Source organism: uncultured Tissierella sp., from assembly GCF_902479755.1.
In the GTDB taxonomy this organism is placed as follows: domain Bacteria; phylum Bacillota; class Clostridia; order Tissierellales; family Tissierellaceae; genus Tissierella; species Tissierella carlieri.
Window position 1 is genome coordinate 1 of the sequence record NZ_CABSQO010000084.1, and the last position, 3,562, is coordinate 3,562.

At 28.8% G+C, this 3,562-nt stretch carries 4 protein-coding genes; 1 reads left to right on the forward strand and 3 read right to left on the reverse strand.

Annotated features, from left to right (window positions below; all coding sequences use genetic code 11):
* Positions 1–316 precede the first annotated feature (316 nt).
* Positions 317–1,228 (forward strand): selenium metabolism-associated LysR family transcriptional regulator, encoded by a 912-nt coding sequence (locus tag RDK80_RS20020; protein ID WP_094901714.1) that lies wholly within the window; start codon positions 317–319, stop codon positions 1,226–1,228.
* A gap of 12 nt (positions 1,229–1,240) precedes the next feature.
* Here RDK80_RS20020 and RDK80_RS20025 read toward each other — a convergent pair whose 3' ends face one another.
* From RDK80_RS20025 to RDK80_RS20035, 3 genes are read right to left on the reverse strand one after another with little or no spacing between them, the layout of a single operon-like run.
* The gene (locus RDK80_RS20025; RefSeq protein ID WP_308525319.1) at positions 1,241–1,900 is read right to left on the reverse strand and encodes a response regulator transcription factor; all 660 of its coding nucleotides are present in this window, start codon (positions 1,898–1,900) and stop codon (positions 1,241–1,243) included.
* Positions 1,901–1,903: 3 nt separating this feature from the next.
* On the reverse strand, positions 1,904–3,064 hold the full coding sequence (locus tag RDK80_RS20030) for a sensor histidine kinase (protein ID WP_094901712.1): 1,161 nt from the start codon (positions 3,062–3,064) through the stop codon (positions 1,904–1,906).
* A gap of 6 nt (positions 3,065–3,070) precedes the next feature.
* A complete protein-coding gene (locus tag RDK80_RS20035) occupies positions 3,071–3,529 on the reverse strand; it encodes a chemotaxis protein CheW (RefSeq protein ID WP_308525320.1) in 459 nt (152 codons plus the stop codon).
* Positions 3,530–3,562: the final 33 nt, after the last annotated feature.

Sequence of the window (3,562 nt, forward strand, 5' to 3'; positions counted from 1 at the left end):
TTCCGTTTGCTGTCAACTGTTTTTTAAAACTTTTTTTAAATCATTTTGTTGATTTGTTTTCACTAATAGTCTTAAAGAACTTGGCGCTGACAATATATAACTATACACTGTTTTTATTACTTTGTCAACAGCAATTTAAACATATTATTTAGTTTTATAAAAAAATACTCTTATATTACTTAAACCAATGGTTATAGTTTGTCTTATAGATATTTTGTATTGTAAATTTCTTTATATATTTGTTAGAATAATTGTAGATTTATACCTATTATTTGTTACAATAGAGTTGGAGTAATAATTTGAGAGAGGTGATAGAATGGATTTTAGACAATTAGAAACATTTGTTGAAGTTGCGAAATTAAAGAGTTTTTCTAAAGCAGCTGAAAAGCTTTTTATTACTCAACCTACTGTGACTAATCATATTCAAAATTTAGAGAAAGAACTTGGTACCTTATTAATTAATAGATTTGGAAAGAAAATCACATTGACCGATGCAGGCAATTTATTATATAAATATGCCATTAATATATTAAATTCTTGTGAAATGGCAAAATTTGATTTAGCTTCTTATCAAGGAAAAATTCAAGGTCATTTGCACATATATTCAAGTTCTGTTCCTAGAAAATATCTGCTACCAACTATAATTAAAAACTTTTTAAATCATTATCCTGATGTTTCATTTACTGTAGGTGATAAGGATTCTAAAAAAGTTGTGAGAGGAATTTTAGATGGAGAAACTGATTTTGGAATTCTAGGAGCTAAATTCTCTTCAAACAATCTTAAGTATATTGATTTAATGGAGGACAGGTTAGTTTTAATCACTCCTAACTCTCCTAAGTTTCCTGGTGATAATTTTTCTTATATAGAAAAGGATGTATTATTTAGAGAAAAAATCATGTTTAGGGAAGAAGGTTCTGGTACTAGGGCCTTAGTTGAGAATATATTTGAAAAAGCTAAGCTTCCTATTAGCAAATTAAATATAGCTGCTTATGTTGAAGACACAGAAGCAATTAAAGAACTAGTTTCTCTTGGTATAGGTATTAGTTTCCTATCCGAAAAAGCTGTTCAAAATGATCTGATACTTGAAAAATATAAAGTTTTCTATGTTGAAGACTTGGAATTTATCAGAAAATTTTATTTTGCTTTTCATAAGAGTAGACAGCTATCCCCCCTTAGCGAAGCTTTTAAAAATTATATATTAGAATTTGTAAAAGACCAGAAGATATAATTCGTCTGGTCTTTATAATTTTTTTATATTATTTTTATATGCAAATATTGCAGCCTGAACCCTATCATTTAAATCAAGCTTTTTAAAGATATTCGACACATGGTTTTTCACAGTTTTTTCACTAATATATAATCTATCAGCAATGTCTTTATTGTTCAAGCCTTCAGCAATTAAAATAAGTACTTCATACTCTCTTTTTGTTAGTGAATTGATTTTATCAATACTAATATTAAAATATTCATCATAGTTAGAAGATCTGCTAACTAAATCTGCCACACTAGGTTGTATATACTTTTCTCCTTTTGCTACATCTCTAATTCCTTTAATTAAACTATCTGCATTTGAATCTTTCAACATATATCCATTTGCGCCTAACTTTAATGTCTTTAAAATATATTCCTTGTCTTCATGTATAGTAAGAATAATTACCTTCGATGTTATTCCCATATCTTTAAATTTCCTAAGGGTTTCTATTCCATTTAATTTAGGCATATTTATGTCTAATAGTATTATATCTGGATCTAATTCTGTAGCCATTATAAAAGCTTCTTCACCATTACTTGCTTGTCCAATAACGACTATATCATTTTCCAATTCTAATATTTGTTTTATTCCTTCTCTTATTAATGCGTGGTCATCCGCAATTATAACCTTAATAATTTTATCCTTCATTGTTTAGTCCTCCTCATTCAAAGGTATGAATAAGCTTATTTTAGTTCCCAAATTTGAAGAAGATGTTATGTGGAGGTTCCCATTTAGCAACTCAACTCTTTCTTTTATACTCATCAATCCAAATCCTCCTGATACTGAATTGGATTCTTTTCTATAGCTTTCTGGATCAAATCCTATACCATCATCTATAATAGATAAATTAATCTTAGTTAAAGATTTTTCAATTATAATAGAAGTAGATTTCGCTTTTGAATGTTTTCTAATATTGCTTAAAGATTCTTGAGTAATTCTAAAGATAGCTATTTGTATAGCAGATTCTAAATCACTAAAAGAGCCATATGTCTTAAGACTTACCTTTATTCCAGTATCTTCTTCAAAAATAGATATATATCTTTCTAATGTGGGAATAAGTCCAAGATCATCTAAAGACATAGGTCTCAAATCATATATTATCTTTCTTACATCTTTTAAAGTTCCTCTAATAACCCATTTTAAATTATGAAGCTCATTTTTAGCCCTATCCTTATCTACATCTAATAATCTTTCACATAACTCAGCTTTTACTATAACATTTGCTAAAGATTGAGCTGGTCCATCATGTATATCCCTGGCTACCCTACTCCTCTCTTCTTCTTGTGCTTCTATAATTTTAATACTTAAATAATGTTTCTTACTCAGCTCATCTACAGTTGCTGCTATATTGCCCGCATTTCCCATTAAATACTCTGTAGCTACGGTTATTTGTTTATTAATATTTTCTGCCTTTTTATATACTTCATAGGAGCTCTTTAGCCTAAGCTCTATTTCCTTTCTTCTCTCTATCAAGTTTTTTTCTTCTTCTCTCTTTAATAAAAGCTCTACTCTAATTCCATTAGCCAGTTCATAAGCATCTTTTATATCATTTTCACTAAATAAATGAAAATTCTTGCTCTTATTAGATAGATTCCCACGACTTCTTTTATCAAGGTCCTCTAATCTCCCTACTTGAGCAAGTGTATCCTGAATCTTAACCTGTAAAGACTTAAGTTCATCCTCCAGTCTTTTACATTCTAATCTTGAATGGCTAACAATCTCAAAAATTTCATCCTTAGTCCCTTTTATGGAATCAATAGTAGCCTCTAATATTTCATTTAATCTTTTGATACTTATTTGTTGTGATCCCATAATATACTAAACCTCTAAATTTTGTATTTCTTCTATCTCATCCTTTGATAATATTTTCTTTAGGTCTATTAGAATTAAAAGCCTTTTTTCATCTAATTTCCCTACACCTGTTATATATTTCTTATCAACACCACTTATAAATGAAGGGGCAGGATCTATTTGTTCATCATTTACCCAAACTGTTTGAGAAGCTTCATCTACTATAAATCCGATTTCTTTCTCATCTAAGCTAATAACTATAATTCTAGTATCTTTCGTCACCTCAGCTTGTCCTAATGACAACCTCTTTTTTAAATTAATAATTGGTATAACGCTTCCTCTATAATTTATAACCCCTTCAATAAATGATGGTGTATTTGGTAGAGAAATAGCTTCCTCATATGGACCAATTTCTTTTACATTCATTATGTCAATACCAAATTCACCTTTTCCAAGTTTAAAAACCACATATTGATTTTCAGCCATAGAATATACCTCCTTTTTTTTTACAAAATATAC